The sequence below is a fragment of the Escherichia sp. WS1450 genome (assembly GCF_046487395.1).
Classification (GTDB): domain Bacteria; phylum Pseudomonadota; class Gammaproteobacteria; order Enterobacterales; family Enterobacteriaceae; genus Escherichia; species Escherichia coli.
In genome coordinates, this window is record NZ_JBJQJO010000018.1 from 1 (window position 1) to 15,880 (window position 15,880).

A 15,880-nucleotide genomic window follows, 5' to 3' on the forward strand; every position below is an offset into this window, starting at 1 on the left:
ACCCGACATATAACATGTAGCGCATCGTTGTAGTTGATGCTTTGAATGTGAATTTTGCATTCGCGAAGAAGCTAAAACTCACAGCCACAACGAAACCTGCGAAGTTTGCCATAGCTTGATTTGTATGTGCTGCATAGATACATACACCAAAAACCACCCAGTGTATAAGTGTGTTCAGCACACCAATCGAGGTGTACTTTGCAAATATATTTAACATTTATTTAATCAATTAGTTCTGAAAGGCATGAAGTCTATCATCCAAGTCTCAATCGATCGATACTTGCGGTAGTTGATGAGAAAAAACTCTGGTACGCAAAGCTTTGCACTGTATTGCAAGGCTTTGTGCTCTTCGGTATTTAAGGTGGGTCACTCCACCTTTTCATCAAGCCAGTCCGCCCACCACTGCATCATTTCTCTGCGCTTATCGAGATACTGAGCATGGTTGTAAATACCACGCACAGATCCGCCGTTGGCATGTGCCAGTTGCACTTCAATAGCGTCAGCAGGCCATTCGTGCTCGTTCATAATTGTGCTGAATTCATGCCTGAATCCGTGACCGCTTTCCAGACCCTCATAGCCGATTTGTTTGATCACAAGCAATACCGCGTTCTCGCAGATTGACTTCTTCTTATCGTTGCGCCCGGCAAAAACAAACTCTGATACTGGTTTAGTGATGGAGCTTAGCGTAGTGAGAAGTTCAACAACCTGGTCCGACATCGGAACCACATGAATCTTGCGTCCCTTCATCACACTGGCCTCGATGGTGATAATCCTGTTTTCAAAATCGACGTTCTTCCATTGCATGGAACGAAGCTCTTTTGTTCTTAGTGCTGTGTAGCGTAAAACTTTGGTCGCAATGAGAGATACGATACTTCCTGAAAATGTTGCAAGTGCTTTGTTGAATGCCGGGATCTGGTCGGCAGGTAAAAACGGGAAGTTCTTCTTGCGGTATCCCTTCATGGCGTCAGCAAGGTCAGGTGCCGGGTTATATTTAGCCCTTCCGGTGACAATAGCGTAACGGAAAACCTCGCCGCATCTTCTGCGTGCTTTGTTGGCTCGCTCCATTGCCCCGCGATCTTCAAATCTGCGGATTACTTCCAGCAGTTGCATCGGCTCAATATCCTGAATTTCAAGGCCGCCGATGATAGGTAAAATGTCGTCATCAAACATTTTTGCAAGTTCAGTCGCATAGGCGGCTGACCAGACTTGCCTCTTATGCTCGTACCATTCCTTGTAAATCGCACTAAAGGAATTGTTGTTAGACGAAGCCTTTTTCGCCTTTACCGGATCGATGCCAACCGAGATGTCTTTCCTCGCAGTCCATGCTTTATCCCTTGCCTCTTGCAAAGTCATAAGCGGATATTTTCCGACGGTCAGTATTTTCTCCTTACCGTCAATCTTGTAGCGAAGCTGCCATACCTTTTTCCCGGATACAGGGACATAAAGGTACAGGCCATTACCATCGAGAAGGCGGTATGGTTTTTCTTTCGGCTTTGCTGCTTCAATCTGCTTAACGGTGAGCATGGGTAAAAATCCGGTGGGTAAAATTATTTTATCCACTTTTTACCCGTCATGGTGTGCGGCTGTCAACGATCTGACGCGAACCATGACGAACTGTGAATCTACGGAATGCTTGATATTCATGGGATTTTGCGGACTAGTACGGATGGGAGCGAACTGATAAATGGTGTCCCCTGCAGGAATCGAACCTGCAATTAGCCCTTAGGAGGGGCTCGTTATATCCATTTAACTAAGAGGACAATGCGGCATGAGTATACCCGCTAATGGACTGCGGGGTAAGTACACTGCCGCTCGATTGCTTAAACCCTCGCCATTTATGCCGGGTTTTTATCATTTTTCTTAATGTTTTCCGCATGTTCTGCTTTTTGGCGTGCTTCTGCTTTGCGCTTGTTGCTCATGTCGTTGCGGATCTGTGCATGACTCATTAACGCGAAGATAAAGGTGCCGCCGCAGATGTTCCCCGCTAAAGTAGGTAGTGCGAAGGGCCAGATGAAATCGCTCCAGTGCAGCGTACCGTTAAACACCAGATAGAGGATTTCAACAGAACCGACAACGATGTGAGTGGTGTCACCCAGGGCAATAAGCCAGGTCATCAATATAATCACCACAATCTTTGCCGCACCCGCTGCAGGAAACATCCAAACCATAGTGGCGATCAGCCAGCCGGAAATGATCGCGTTGGCAAACATCTCGCTGGGGGTGTTCTTCATCACATCCATGCCGATTTTGACAAATGCATCGCGAGTTTCTTCATTGAAGATTGGCATATATTCAAATGCCCACGCCGCAATACCTGTCCCGAGAATATTACCCAGCAGCACGACGCCCCATAACCGCATAAGTAAGCCAACGTTGCTCATTGTCGGTTTTTGCATGACGGGTAGTACCGCAGTCACGGTGTTTTCGGTAAATAATTGCTGGCGGGCCATAATGATGATAATAAAACCAAAGGTATAACCGAGATTCTCCAGCAAGAAGCTGCCCGGCACGCCTTCCAGTTCGACATGAAATATCCCTTTTGCCAGTAGCGAAGCGCCCATCGACAGACCCGCCGCAATGGCTGACCACAGTAGTGCCATTGCGTCGCGTTCCAGCTCTTTTTCACCATCCTGGCGGATATGCTCATGAATTGCCATCGCCCGGGAGGGGAGTCGGTCTTCATCTATTTCTATTTTTTTGCCGCGCTCTTTTTCTTCGCTCTCAACTTCAATTTCGTCGCTGTGTTGATCAATTTTGTCGTTGTCCATGGTCTCTTCTCTTGAATTAGCACGTATAGCTAAAGCGTAGCGGCTTTTTTGCTCGCAACTGGCGGGAGTTACTCTGAAAATGTAGAAAAGGCCGCGTTTGCCTTTTTCTGTTTCTATAGAATCAAGTAGCCTACAGGGCGGCGATTACCAGGCTATGATCAAATCAGCAAATCAGGGCGTCTGGACATCAGTTGACGTGCTGTTACAATCGCCCACACCTAAACAGGCGGATACGGTATCGTTCCGTCATGGATGGCAAACTGCATAAGCCATAAAAAAACAGGGAGACATTTATGAAGCTTCGCCTGTCGGCGCTTGCTCTGGGAACTACGCTTCTGGTGGGGTGTGCGAGTTCCGGTACAGATCAGCAAGGGCGTTCTGACCCGTTAGAAGGGTTCAACCGCACCATGTACAACTTCAACTTCAATGTATTAGACCCGTATATTGTTCGACCGGTCGCTGTCGCCTGGCGTGATTATGTTCCGCAACCGGCGCGTAACGGTTTGAGCAACTTTACTGGCAACCTTGAAGAACCTGCGGTGATGGTTAACTACTTCTTGCAGGGCGACCCTTATCAGGGGATGGTCCACTTTACCCGCTTTTTCCTGAACACCATTTTGGGGATGGGCGGCTTTATTGATGTTGCAGGGATGGCGAACCCGAAACTGCAACGGACTGAACCTCACCGCTTCGGTAGTACGCTTGGTCATTATGGTGTGGGTTATGGGCCATACGTTCAGTTACCGTTCTACGGTAGCTTCACGCTGCGTGATGACGGTGGTGATATGGCGGATGGTCTTTACCCGGTTCTTTCCTGGCTGACCTGGCCGATGTCTGTGGGTAAATGGACGCTTGAAGGGATCGAAACCCGCGCACAGCTGCTGGATTCCGATGGTCTGCTGCGTCAGTCGTCCGATCCTTATATTATGGTGCGCGAAGCGTACTTCCAGCGTCATGATTTCATCGCTAATGGCGGCGAACTCAAACCGCAGGAAAATCCGAACGCGCAAGCGATTCAGGATGATTTAAAAGATATCGATTCTGAATAAGAAACAAATAAAAAAGGTGAGTCACAAAACTCACCTTTTTTGTTGTTATCCCTCAATTACCCCAAGTAAAAGAAGATAAACCGACAATGACCTGGACATAATTATGTAAAAATACTGATGTTCGTCACTGACTATTTCCGATATTCAGGCGTTGAAAAATCAAAAAAACTGGACAATTTTAATTATCATCAAAATTAACACCCAATGCAGATAGTTGATTAATTTCATTTTGATATTTAGCCTGGCGATTTTGAAGCCTTTTTTCAACTTTATCTTCGATTTCCTTAAAGTGGTCATATTTATTTTGAGAACGGTCAACTTCGTTATCGACTAAAGTAGAAATTATTTCTTTTACATTATCGCGTCTAAATTTTGCATCGTCCACTTGAAAATTATATCTTATTGCTCGACCTAAACGTTTAAAAACTTCGTTTGGCTCTCTCAGTCTTTCCCCGTTGAGCTCGTTTACAACCTGATGATCGGAACCTGTTGCAAATGATTCTGCCATGATAGCTTTACTGCTTTCAAACCACGCTGAAGCATTCCTGGCTTTTTCACTACAATATTGGGTGAGACTATCACCATTAATACGAATTCCTCTTTGAATGTGGTAGTCGTCCTGATCATAGTAACCGAGAGATAAGTAATCATTTCCGTTTTTATTTTTAATTACAATAGCGAGAGAATCGCCTTTTTTATCTTTACCGTACCAGGTAAATAAGTCCGTTGGTTCGCTTTTCCCATTCTCATCAAATTCCGTTATCGTATGTCTGAGTTTTTGTGATATCTTATCGAAGATAAAACCAGGATCTCCATCATATATTTCTTTTAATGCGCTGAAGATCATTTCCTTGTTATTGATATCATGAGTATTCTCTACTACATTTTCATGGATGATGGTTTGGCCGACTTTTTTGTTTTCATCGTTCGTAGGTGATTTTATTGGTTCTTGATTATAGATACCACTAGTAATATCGGCTGTATCATTGGAGTCAATAGCACCCTCATTACCACTAACAACGATACTACCATCAGTAAATTCAGCATTATTTATATCATCATGAGCCTTCTCAACTATGTTCTCATTAATGATAGTACGGACGAGTTCTTTGTCTTTATAGCTCGCAAGTAATTTTATTGGTTCTTGGTTATCGATACCAATAGTAATATAGTCTGTATCATTGGAATCAATATTAATATAAGTAACTGAGGAATTATTAATATTAAATCTATCAGGATTGTCGTTTACTCGCATGGCGTTTTTTATAAGCTCAAGCAAATGTTTAATACAGGTGCTTATTCCTTCCTTACCATTAAAAAGGTTTTTGAACTCTTGTACTAATCCATTAACTTCATCATTGTTATTTTCATTGATGGATTCTGGGTAAGCTGCGCTGGTATTGTTGATTGAAATAGATGGTAGCATGATTTTATTCCATGTTGATTGATTTGTTACAAATATATATTACCTAATAAAATAGACTATCAAAAAACGCTCATTTATTTAGACCCTATCTTTAATTTGAGTGTATGAGCGCACAATAGCCAGGGTGGTTTGAGTATCCTGGTAATTCAGAAAAGTAAACTCTTTGAGAAAGACGAGCAGAACGCCTGAAAATATGCCTTTCCCTTCAGGTTTGTCTGTGGATGCCACTTAATGATTTGAAAGGGCAAGCTGCCATCAGGCTGTTTGCAAAACTCAGGAGGCAAGCAATGAGGAAACTACTTTCGGTGAAGTGGGGGAGTTAAAGTCACCTGCATAGCAGGTGACTTTATCCAGGCGAACGCGTTATCAGAACGCGTAGTTAAAGTTAGTACCGAACAGCCAGGCTTTACCTTCAGACTCGAACTGGTATGGGCCTTCGTTAATTTTCACGCTCTGACCGTGCATATAAGAAACACCAACATCGACTGAAGCATCTTTATTAAATGCGTAAGTCGTACCAGCACTCAGCCAGAAACGGTCCTGGTCCGGAATGGAGATAGAACGATTCTGTGCCGGAACTGGGCTGTCATCAAAGGCGATACCGGTACGGAAGGTCCAGTTATCATCGTAGTAATAAGTGGTTCCCAACGCGATGCGGTAAGCATCTTTAAAGCCTTCATGTTTCTGGAACAGCGTGTCGCCACTCGTTGAGGTCGCTTTCAGCTGCTGGAACTGACTCCAGCTGGTGTAAGCCAGGCTATAGTGAATCGCCCACTGCGGATCAACACGGTTATAACCCGACACTTCCCACATTTCAGGCAGGTTCAGCGTCAGATAACCCGATTGCGTTGCGCCACCTGTCGCGGTAGGTATTGGTAAACCGTAGTTATTAAACGCACGATTAAGATCGCTGCTGTAGTTACCTTTGAAGTCAATTTTCACTTCAGAACGGTAGGTCAGTGCATAGCGGTTATTTTTATCCAGTTCATACAGGATACCGGCGTTCCAGCCAAAGCCCCACTGGTTACCGTTCAGATGAGCGATTTTGGTATTACTGTCGATACCGTTGGCGGTAGCTGCCAATGCTTGCCCTTGAGGAGTCTTCCCGGCAGGAGATTGCATGATCTGACCGGCAACCAGCTGCCCCAGATCGCCTGCGAAACGTTCAATCTTCGCGCGAGCGTAGACGGCGTTGAAACCAAGACCAAAGCTCCATGCATTATTTAAGCGATACGCACCGCTTAAGTTCAGGTTCATGGTTTCAAGGTCGGTTGTACCCCCGACAGAGCCGCCTGCATAAGTATCGTTAAACTCTGTTGCCAGGCCATAGTTAGAGGTAATAGAAGCGCCCCAACCAAATTGGTCGTTAATCGGCGCAACAAAGTGCATGTTCGGAACCCATGCCGTAGGCGCGATGTTATCGGCTTTCAGGCTACGACCAGATGGAGACGTTCCGCTGATATTTACATCCGGATCAATATAAACCGCACCCGCAGAAAATGTCGGGCGGTCAAACATGGTAATCAATGCGGGGTTACGGCTAACGTTACCTGCATCATCGGCAATTGCGCCTTCCCCTGAATAAGCCCGGCCCAGGCCAGAGGAAGAAAATTCGTTTAACTGAAAGCCTGCCGACCAGGCCTGGGTGGAGATAAGTGCCACTGCGACTGCGAGAGCAGACTTTGTAAACAGGGTTTTCTGGCTCATGACCATAACCTCAATGATTTATTTTTATACAAACTATGTTACGTGCTGTAACAGGAGCGCGAAGTGTAGGGTCTGAGGTACATCTTAGAAATCAGACCAGTGGCGAGAGTATAGGTCGGACCAGCTGGAATGTTGCAAGTATGTTTCTATCTTTTTTCAAATATGATCTAAGAAACGCGATCCAGCTGGCAAAATTTGGAGGTGGCGCACTCATGGATTCGGGTGAATTTTGTTTTAGATCATTTTTAAGTGTGATTTCGGTCACTTATCCGATTTTGCAGAATTAACAACTGGAGCAGCACTTTCCGGAAGCGTAAAATATCCACAACGTTTATCTGGCACCTTGGGTGCACATACAGAGGAAATCAACGATGAGTAAATGTAGTGCTGATGAAACCCCGGTTTGCTGCTGTATGGATGTTGGCACCATTATGGACAACTCCGACTGCACCGCGTCTTACAGCCGCGTGTTTGCAAACCGCGCAGAAGCAGAACAAACGCTGGCGGCGCTGACTGAAAAAGCCCGTAGCGTGGAATCCGAACCGTGCAAAATCACCCCGACTTTCACTGAAGAGTCTGACGGTGTGCGCCTGGATATCGATTTCACTTTTGCCTGCGAAGCTGAAATGCTGATCTTCCAGCTGGGTCTGCGTTAATTCCTCTCGGGTACGTACGCCCCTGTCAGTTGTTGGCAGGGGCGTTTTATTTTCTCTTCTACTTTTCTCTCTGTGTCATAGCTCCCACTTTCCCTTTGCTCCGCTTGGCTAAATGTAAAAAAATGGTTAAGACTATGATCAGGTCAGACCACTTTATTTATTTTTTTACAGGGGAGTGTTATGGGTCAGGTTTTACCGCTGGTTACCCGCCAGGGCGATCGTATCGCCATTGTTAGCGGTTTACGTACGCCTTTTGCCCGCCAGGCGACGGCTTTTCATGGCATTCCCGCGGTTGATTTAGGGAAGATGGTGGTAGGCGAATTGCTGGCACGCAGCGAGATCCCCGCCGAAGTGATTGAACAACTGGTTTTTGGTCAGGTCGTACAAATGCCGGAAGCCCCCAACATTGCGCGTGAAATTGTTCTCGGTACTGGAATGAATGTGCATACCGATGCTTACAGCGTCAGCCGCGCTTGCGCTACCAGTTTCCAGGCGATTGCAAACGTCGCAGAAAGCCTGATGGCGGGAACTATTCGCGCGGGGATTGCCGGTGGGGCCGATTCCTCTTCCGTATTGCCAATTGGCGTCAGTAAAAAACTGGCGCGCGTGCTGGTTGATGTCAACAAAGCTCGAACCATGAGCCAGCGCCTGAAACTCTTCTCTCGCCTGCGTTTGCGCGACTTAATGCCGGTGCCTCCGGCAGTGGCGGAATACTCTACTGGCTTGCGGATGGGTGACACCGCTGAACAAATGGCGAAAACCTACGGTATTACTCGCGAACAGCAAGATGCATTAGCGCACCGTTCGCATCAGCGAGCCGCTCAGGCGTGGTCAGACGGTAAACTCAAAGAAGAGGTGATGACTGCCTTTATCCCTCCTTATAAACAACCGCTTGCCGAAGACAACAATATTCGCGGTAATTCCTCGCTTGCTGATTACGCAAAGTTGCGTCCGGCGTTTGATCGTAAACACGGGACGGTAACGGCAGCAAACAGTACGCCGCTGACCGATGGCGCAGCGGCGGTGATCCTGATGACCGAATCGCGGGCGAAAGAATTAGGGCTGGTACCGCTGGGGTATCTGCGCAGTTACGCATTTACTGCGATAGATGTCTGGCAGGACATGTTGCTCGGTCCAGCCTGGTCAACACCGCTGGCGCTGGAACGTGCCGGTTTGACAATGAGCGATCTGACATTGATCGATATGCACGAAGCCTTTGCAGCTCAGACACTGGCGAATATTCAGTTGCTGGGTAGCGAACGTTTTGCTCGTGATGTACTGGGGCGTGCACATGCCACTGGCGAAGTGGACGATAGCAAATTTAACGTGCTTGGCGGCTCGATTGCTTATGGGCATCCCTTCGCGGCGACCGGCGCACGGATGATTACCCAGACATTGCATGAACTTCGCCGTCGCGGCGGTGGATTTGGTTTAGTGACCGCCTGTGCTGCCGGTGGGCTTGGCGCGGCAATGGTTGTGGAGGCGGAATAATGGAAATGACATCAGCGTTTACCCTTAATGTTCGTCTGGACAACATTGCCGTTATCACCATCGACGTACCGGGTGAGAAAATGAATACCCTGAAGGCGGAGTTTGCCTCGCAGGTGCGCGCCATTATTAAGCAACTCCGTGAAAACAAAGAGTTGAGAGGCGTGGTGTTTGTCTCCGCTAAACCGGACAACTTCATTGCTGGCGCAGACATCAACATGATCGGCAACTGCAAAACGGCGCAAGAAGCGGAAGCACTGGCGCGGCAGGGTCAACAGTTAATGGCGGAGATTCATGCTTTGCCCGTTCCGGTTATCGCGGCTATTCATGGCGCTTGCCTGGGCGGTGGGCTGGAGTTGGCGCTGGCGTGCCACGGTCGCATGTGTACTGACGATCCTAAAACGGTGCTCGGTTTGCCTGAAGTACAACTTGGATTATTACCCGGTTCAGGCGGCACCCAGCGTTTACCGCGCCTGATAGGTGTCAGCACAGCATTGGAGATGATCCTCACCGGAAAACAACTTCGGGCGAAACAGGTATTAAAGCTGGGGCTGGTGGATGACGTTGTTCCGCACTCCATTTTGCTGGAAGCCGCTGTCGAGCTGGCGAAGAAGGATCGCCCATCTTCCCGCCCTCTACCTGTACGCGAGCGTATTCTGGCGGGGCCGTTAGGTCGTGCGCTGCTGTTCAAAATGGTCGGCAAGAAAACAGAACACAAAACTCAAGGCAATTATCCGGCGACAGAACGCATCCTGGAGGTTGTCGAAACGGGATTAGCGCAGGGCTCCAGCAGCGGTTATGACGCCGAAGCTCGGGCGTTTGGCGAACTGGCGATGACGCCGCAATCGCAGGCGCTGCGTAGTATCTTTTTTGCCAGTACGGAAGTGAAGAAAGATCCTGGCAGTGATGCGCCGCCTGCGCCATTAAACAGCGTGGGAATTTTAGGTGGTGGCTTGATGGGCGGCGGTATTGCTTACGTCACTGCTTGTAAAGCGGGGCTTCCGGTCAGAATTAAAGATATCAACCCGCAGGGCATAAATCATGCGCTGAAGTACAGTTGGGATCAGCTGGAGGGCAAAGTTCGCCGTCGTCATCTCAAAGCCAGCGAACGTGACAGACAGCTGGCATTAATCTCCGGAACGACGGACTATCGCGGCTTTGCCCATCGCGATCTGATTATTGAAGCGGTGTTTGAAAATCTCGAATTAAAACAACAAATGGTGACGGAAGTTGAGCAAAATTGCGCCGCTCATACCATCTTTGCTTCGAATACGTCATCTTTACCGATTGGTGATATCGCCGCTCACGCTACGCGACCTGAGCAAGTTATTGGCCTGCATTTCTTCAGTCCGGTGGAAAAAATGCCGCTGGTGGAGATTATTCCTCATGCGGGGACATCGGCGCAAACCATCGCTACCACAGTAAAACTGGCGAAAAAACAGGGTAAAACGCCCATTGTCGTGCGTGACAAAGCCGGGTTTTACGTCAATCGCATTTTAGCGCCTTACATTAATGAAGCTATCCGCATGTTGACCGAAGGTGAACGGGTAGAGCACATTGATGCCGCGCTGGTGAAATTTGGTTTTCCGGTAGGCCCAATCCAACTTTTGGATGAGGTAGGAATCGACACCGGGACTAAAATTATTCCTGTACTGGAAGCCGCTTATGGAGAACGTTTTAGCGCGCCTGCAAATGTTGTTTCTTCAATTTTGAACGACGATCGCAAAGGCAGAAAAAATGGTCGGGGTTTCTATCTTTATGGTCAGAAAGGGCGTAAAAGCAAAAAACAGGTCGATCCCGCCATTTACCCGCTGATTGGCACACAAGGGCAGGGGCGACTCTCCGCACCGCAGGTAGCTGAACGGTGTGTGATGTTGATGCTGAATGAAGCAGTACGTTGTCTGGACGAGCAGGTTATCCGTAGCGTGCGTGACGGAGATATTGGCGCGGTATTTGGCATTGGTTTTCCGCCATTTCTCGGTGGTCCGTTCCGCTACATCGATTCTCTCGGTGCGGGTGAAGTGGTTGCAATAATGCAACGACTGGCCACGCAGTATGGTTCCCGTTTTACCCCTTGCGAGCGTTTAGTCGAGATGAGCAAGCGTGGGGAAAGTTTTTGGAAAACAACTGCAACTGACCTGCAATAAGAAGGTCAAAGCTATATGAATCCGCGCTGAATGGCGGAGTGTTGCTCAAAATGTAAACGCATATTGACTATACTTACGCCATTGAGGTAAAAAACAGCGTTTCATTCGGTGAATGGATAAGGCACAATGCCGGCCACCGTTTTCTTTCTCTGGTTTCAGATGAAAGAAAACGGGCGAATCTGGTTAACAAAAGCGGTGCAATATGCAAGTTTTTATCATGCGTCACGGCGACGCAGCCCTCGATGCCGCCAGTGATTCGGTTCGTCCTCTGACTACTAACGGTTGTGACGAATCTCGCCTGATGGCGAACTGGCTGAAAGGTCAAAAAGTGGAAATCGAACGCGTTCTGGTGAGCCCGTTCCTGCGAGCCGAGCAAACACTGGAAGAAGTAGGGGATTGTCTGAACCTGCCTTCCAGTGCAGAAGTTCTGCCGGAGTTAACGCCCTGCGGCGATGTTGGTCTGGTCAGTGCCTATTTACAGGCGTTGACCAATGAAGGTGTTGCTTCGGTACTGGTGATCTCCCACTTACCCTTAGTCGGGTATCTGGTTGCTGAGTTATGTCCGGGCGAAACGCCGCCTATGTTTACCACCTCGGCCATTGCCAGCGTAACGCTTGATGAAAGCGGAAACGGCACATTCAACTGGCAGATGAGCCCGTGTAATCTGAAGATGGCAAAAGCGATTTAATACGCATGCACAAGGCCCGCTGGTGTAATCTATCGGGCCTTTATTTTTTTCTGGCAATGTTGAATTTATGCAATCTTATTGTACTAACAATGATCCGCTTGTGATCGAATGGTCTTTATTTTATACGGCATGACGCTTTTATTTGTAAAAATTTACATATTGAAAGAGAATTTACTTTTATTCATAAATTATTTTTCTGGAAGCATTTTTAGGTAAATAATGACTAAAGTGAAAAATATTATTGGGTCTTGATTTTATATTAATTATAGTGTTTTAATATTATATCGTTGCGAAATTAATATCACAAGATAGTCATCGCCATGTGATTGTTTTTGACTTTAATTTATTCACTGGATTTTTGCATTTGCCGTTTTTTTGAACTTATTCTTCATTATTGAGATGAAAAGTTTCAGTAATTATTATCCCCGCCTATTAATTAAGTTTTTCTAACTTTGAATGTTAGAAAATCTAAATTGCATCAGTCATATTAAAATATCAACATGTTCGGCACGCCAAAGAATATTATATCAAGGAACCTGTTTTTTCAGGAGCTGACAATCTGTTCATTGGCTGCTTAAAAGTCGCTGTAAAAATTGAAGAAGCTCTGTGTCAATATTTCAGTTGGCTTATATTCTAATTATTTATGATTTAAGGACAAATAATGAGTAAGTTTGTAAAAGCAGCAGTTGCCACGGCAATGCTCATGGGGGCGCTGACTTCAGCATCAGTCGTTGCCGCAGGGAACAACGGTACAGTGAGATTTTACGGCACAATTGAAGACTCCCCGTGCTCAATTGTTCCTGACGATCATAAACTGGAAGTGGATATGGGCAGCATCGGTACGGGTTCTTTAACCGGCGGCAAAACAACCACACCAAAAGATTTCCAGATTCGTTTACAGGACTGTAATTTCAATACAGAAACGACAATGGCTACCACATTCACCGGTAATCCGTACTCCACTAACGCAGATAACTATTCTCTGTCTAACATGGATAATGGAACTGAAATTCCAAACGTTAGCCTGGTTATCGGTGACCAGCACGGTACAGGTTATGCACTGGGAGCAGAGATTAAGCAACCTATCGTGAAGGACAGTTCAACGGGAAAAGGCAAGCCTAAACAAACTCTGAACTTTAAAGCATGGTTAGTGGGTGAAACGGATGCTGTAACACCAACACCGGCACCGTTTGAAACGCTGACGACGTTCCAGATCACGTATCTCTAATGTATTTCCCCCATAGCTGCAAAGTTATGGGGTTTATAACTACCAAATAACTAAATTATAAAAAATCATGGATGGATACGCCGATGCCAGAACATTCTTTTCTCCGTTTACGGGGGCTTTCGTGGTGGATTGCTCTGGCAATTTCTGGAAGTCCATTTAATGCCCTGGCAGACGATACCATTCAGTTTGATGGCCGATTTCTTGATTTAAAAGGCAATACCAAAATTGATTTGGGCCGTTTTTCGCAAAAAGGCTATGTAGAACCGGGAAAATATAACTTACGCGTTCATGTAAATAATCAGCCGTTACCTGACGACTACGATATCTACTGGTACGCAACTGAAAACGATCCGAATAAATCATATGCCTGCTTATCGCCAGAGCTGGTTGCCCAGTTTGGTCTGAAGGAAGATATTGCGAAGAATTTGCAATGGATCCGCGATGGTCAGTGTCTGAATACGGCACTTTTAGCAGGTACAGAAATTAGCGGCGATTTAGGCCAGTCTGCACTCCTTGTTTCTGTACCGCAGGCTTATCTGGAATATACCGACAGCGAGTGGGACCCGCCTTCGCGCTGGGATGACGGTATCCCTGGGCTTATTGCCGATTACAGTATCAACGCGCAAACCCGACATGAAAATGGGGGTGATGACACTAACGACATCAGCGGTAATGGTACGGTCGGCGTTAACGTTGGGCCGTGGCGCTTACGAGCTGACTGGCAGAGCGATTATCAGCATACCCGCAGTAACGATGATGGCGACACTGACGATAGCGGTACGCAAAAAAACTGGGAGTGGAGTCGTTACTACGCCTGGCGCGCCTTGCCGTCATTAAAAGCCAAACTTTCGCTGGGCGAAGATTATCTCAACTCCGATATTTTTGATGGCTTCAGTTACATTGGCGGCAGCATCAGTACCGATGATCAAATGTTACCGCCAAACCTGCGCGGCTACGCCCCCGATATTTCAGGTGTTGCGCACACTACCGCTAAAGTGACCGTAACCCAAATGGGCCGTGTCATTTACGAAACTCAGGTGCCTGCAGGTCCATTCCGCATTCAGGATATTGGCGATTCCGTCTCTGGCACGCTGCATGTCCGCATTGAAGAACAAAACGGCCAGGTACAGGAATACGACGTCAGCACGGCGTCCATGCCGTTCCTGACTCGCCCCGGCCAGGTACGTTACAAAGTGACAATGGGGCGTCCACAAAACTGGGACCATCAGGTTGCAGGTAGCTTCTTCTCGGGCGGCGAGGCATCCTGGGGGATTGCCAATGGCTGGTCGCTCTACGGCGGTGCGTTAGCCGATGAAAACTACCAGTCGGCGGCGCTGGGCCTCGGTCGTGACCTGGCGCTGCTAGGCGCGTTAGCGTTTGATGTCACTCACTCTCGTGTTCAACTCGACGATAACAGCGTGTATGGCAACAAAACGCTGGACGGCAACTCTTATCGCGTCAGCTATGCCAAAGATTTCGATGAACTCAACAGTCGGGTGACGTTTGCTGGATACCGCTTCTCTGAAAAAAACTACATGACCATGAGCGAGTATCTGGATGCGAACGACGACGACCGGGCGCGCACCGGTAACGACAAAGAGATGTATACGGTCACCTATAACCAGAACTTCACGGATGCGCGCGTTTCGGTCTATCTCAACTATTCCCACCATACCTACTGGGATCGCCAGGATCAGACCAACTACAACATGATGCTTTCTCATTATTTTAATTTAGGAAGCCTTCGCAACCTGAGCGTTTCTCTGACCGGTTATCGCTACGAATACGATAAAAGTGCTGACAAGGGTGTTTATCTGTCCTTAAGTTTGCCGTGGGGCGACAACAGCACCATCAGTTACAACGGCAACTATGGCAGCGGTGCCGACAGCAATCAGGTGAGTCTGTATCACCGCATTGATGACGCCAGCCACTACACGTTAAGCGCCGGAACCAGCGAAAACCACAGCAGCGTGGATGGCTACTACAGCCACGATGGTACTCTGGCAAAAGTGGATCTCAGTGCCAACTACCATGAAGGGCAATACACCTCAGCAGGGATCTCTTTACAGGGCGGGGCAACGCTGACCGCTCATGGCGGGGCACTGCATCGTACACAAAATATGGGCGGCACACGTCTGTTAATCGACGCTGATGGTGTTGCTAATGTGCCGGTTGAAGGTAATGGTTCCGCCGTTTATACCAACATGTTCGGCAAAGCGGTGGTGGCAGATGTTAATGATTACTACCGCAACCAGGCTTATATCGATTTGAACAAACTGCCGGAAAACGCCGAAGCTACAAAATCAGTGGTTCAGGCAACGCTGACGGAAGGCGCTATTGGCTACCGTAAATTTGCGGTAATCAGCGGTGAGAAGGCGATGGCAGTGCTGCGCTTGCAGGATGGCAGCCATCCGCCATTTGGGGCGGAAGTGAAAAACGATAATCAACAACAAGTAGGGTTGGTTGATGACGAAGGTAATGTTTATCTGGCAGGCGTTAAACCGGGTGAACATATGACCGTTTTCTGGGAGGGGGAATCTCACTGCGATATCAGCCTGCCAGACCCGTTACCGAATGACCTGTTCAATGGCTTGTTGTTGCCATGCCAGCAAAAGGGGGGAAGTTCTCCCGTCATACCGCATGATATTCAACCCGTCATTCAGGAGCAGACACAACAGGTGACACCAATGGAACCGCCGATGTCTGTTTCATCGAACCAATAA

The 15,880-nt window shown here is 47.5% G+C and carries 11 protein-coding genes, 1 tRNA gene and 1 pseudogene; 7 read left to right on the forward strand and 6 right to left on the reverse strand.

Features of this window, described 5'->3' with window-relative positions; all coding sequences use genetic code 11:
- From ACJHYR_RS18770 to ACJHYR_RS18785, 4 genes and pseudogenes are all read right to left on the reverse strand, one after another.
- Positions 1-217: pseudogene (locus tag ACJHYR_RS18770) on the reverse strand (bactoprenol glucosyl transferase); the annotation flags it as partial.
- 149 nt (positions 218-366) lie between these two features.
- Positions 367-1,524 carry a prophage integrase IntS gene (intS, locus tag ACJHYR_RS18775; RefSeq protein WP_001544762.1) on the reverse strand — a complete coding sequence of 386 codons (1,158 nt, stop codon included), beginning with the start codon at positions 1,522-1,524 and terminating at the stop codon, positions 367-369.
- A 161-nt stretch (positions 1,525-1,685) separates the two neighbouring features.
- Positions 1,686-1,760 (reverse strand) — tRNA-Arg (locus tag ACJHYR_RS18780).
- 75 nt (positions 1,761-1,835) lie between these two features.
- On the reverse strand, positions 1,836-2,768 hold the full coding sequence (locus tag ACJHYR_RS18785; RefSeq protein ID WP_059327769.1) for a formate/nitrite transporter family protein: 933 nt from the start codon (positions 2,766-2,768) through the stop codon (positions 1,836-1,838).
- A gap of 293 nt (positions 2,769-3,061) precedes the next feature.
- Here ACJHYR_RS18785 and mlaA point away from each other — a divergent pair, with 293 nt between their 5' ends.
- Positions 3,062-3,817 carry a phospholipid-binding lipoprotein MlaA gene (gene mlaA, locus ACJHYR_RS18790; protein WP_000776768.1) on the forward strand — a complete coding sequence of 252 codons (756 nt, stop codon included), beginning with the start codon at positions 3,062-3,064 and terminating at the stop codon, positions 3,815-3,817.
- Between the two features lie 178 nt (positions 3,818-3,995).
- Here mlaA and ACJHYR_RS18795 read toward each other — a convergent pair whose 3' ends face one another.
- Positions 3,996-5,243, reverse strand: coding sequence for a hypothetical protein (locus ACJHYR_RS18795; RefSeq protein ID WP_086795495.1), 1,248 nt, complete (start codon positions 5,241-5,243; stop codon positions 3,996-3,998).
- Between the two features lie 366 nt (positions 5,244-5,609).
- Positions 5,610-6,950, reverse strand: coding sequence for a long-chain fatty acid transporter FadL (fadL, locus tag ACJHYR_RS18800; RefSeq protein WP_001362313.1), 1,341 nt, complete (start codon positions 6,948-6,950; stop codon positions 5,610-5,612).
- A gap of 371 nt (positions 6,951-7,321) precedes the next feature.
- Between fadL and ACJHYR_RS18805 the strand changes: the two genes are divergently transcribed.
- The 6 genes from ACJHYR_RS18805 (at position 7,322) to ACJHYR_RS18830 (ending at position 15,880) form a co-directional block, all read left to right on the forward strand.
- Positions 7,322-7,606 carry a YfcZ/YiiS family protein gene (locus ACJHYR_RS18805; protein WP_001296261.1) on the forward strand — a complete coding sequence of 95 codons (285 nt, stop codon included), beginning with the start codon at positions 7,322-7,324 and terminating at the stop codon, positions 7,604-7,606.
- A gap of 180 nt (positions 7,607-7,786) precedes the next feature.
- Positions 7,787-9,097 (forward strand): acetyl-CoA C-acyltransferase FadI, encoded by a 1,311-nt coding sequence (fadI, locus tag ACJHYR_RS18810; protein WP_000531919.1) that lies wholly within the window; start codon positions 7,787-7,789, stop codon positions 9,095-9,097.
- Positions 9,097-11,241 carry a fatty acid oxidation complex subunit alpha FadJ gene (fadJ, locus tag ACJHYR_RS18815; protein ID WP_059327771.1) on the forward strand — a complete coding sequence of 715 codons (2,145 nt, stop codon included), beginning with the start codon at positions 9,097-9,099 and terminating at the stop codon, positions 11,239-11,241. The genes fadI and fadJ overlap by 1 nt, the downstream gene beginning before the upstream one ends.
- A 202-nt stretch (positions 11,242-11,443) precedes the next feature.
- Complete coding sequence (sixA, locus tag ACJHYR_RS18820) at positions 11,444-11,929, forward strand: phosphohistidine phosphatase SixA (protein WP_001195819.1); 486 nt, start codon at positions 11,444-11,446, stop codon at positions 11,927-11,929.
- A 661-nt stretch (positions 11,930-12,590) separates the two neighbouring features.
- Complete coding sequence (locus ACJHYR_RS18825) at positions 12,591-13,157, forward strand: fimbrial protein (RefSeq protein WP_000033306.1); 567 nt, start codon at positions 12,591-12,593, stop codon at positions 13,155-13,157.
- A gap of 83 nt (positions 13,158-13,240) precedes the next feature.
- Positions 13,241-15,880, forward strand: a complete 2,640-nt coding sequence (locus tag ACJHYR_RS18830) for a fimbrial biogenesis outer membrane usher protein (protein WP_001114066.1) — start codon at positions 13,241-13,243, stop codon at positions 15,878-15,880.